Source organism: Psychrobacter sp. 1U2, from assembly GCF_051847575.1.
This window is the reverse complement of record NZ_JBPYDC010001884.1, coordinates 1-505: the sequence shown is the minus strand read 5'-3', so window position 1 is coordinate 505 and position 505 is coordinate 1. Positions and strand designations below refer to the sequence as shown.

Here is a 505-nt window from a genome sequence, read left to right as displayed (position 1 = left end):
AAGTTCCGACGCTGGTGAGTAAACCTTGGTCACGTATGAGTCGGCTTTCTAAACGCGCCGATAGACCACCATCTAAGACATCTTGGGCAAGTGATAGCGCATAAGCTTGCTTTTCATTATCCGCGCCAACGGTTGTTAGGCTAGGGACGTTGTAACCCATTAATAATACGGGCACTTGTACTGCCTGCTCAGAGTCAACTTTTTTATAACCACGGAAGCCTTGCTGCTTTACCGCTGGGCGTGTTGGTAATTTGCTGGAAGGTAAGTCACCAAAGTAGCGTTTGACTTGTGTTAAGACCTCCTTTGGCTTAACGTCACCCACGATAACTAAGGTTGCATTATTAGGGGCATACCAAGTCTGATACCAATCTTTTAATTCTGCCAGCTCAATCGATTCAAGCTCATTCATAGGTCCGATGACAGATTCGCCTTTAGGACTATCCGGTAAGGCTAATAGTCGAAACGATTCGTAAGCTTTGGCAAGTGGATTGTCATCAGTACGCTG

The 505-nt window shown here is 45.9% G+C and carries 1 protein-coding gene; it reads right to left on the bottom strand.

Annotated elements, in window-relative coordinates; translation table 11 throughout:
- Positions 1-505: M16 family metallopeptidase (locus ACS8FD_RS24940; protein WP_439277818.1), on the bottom strand; the 505-nt coding region annotated here is incomplete at both ends.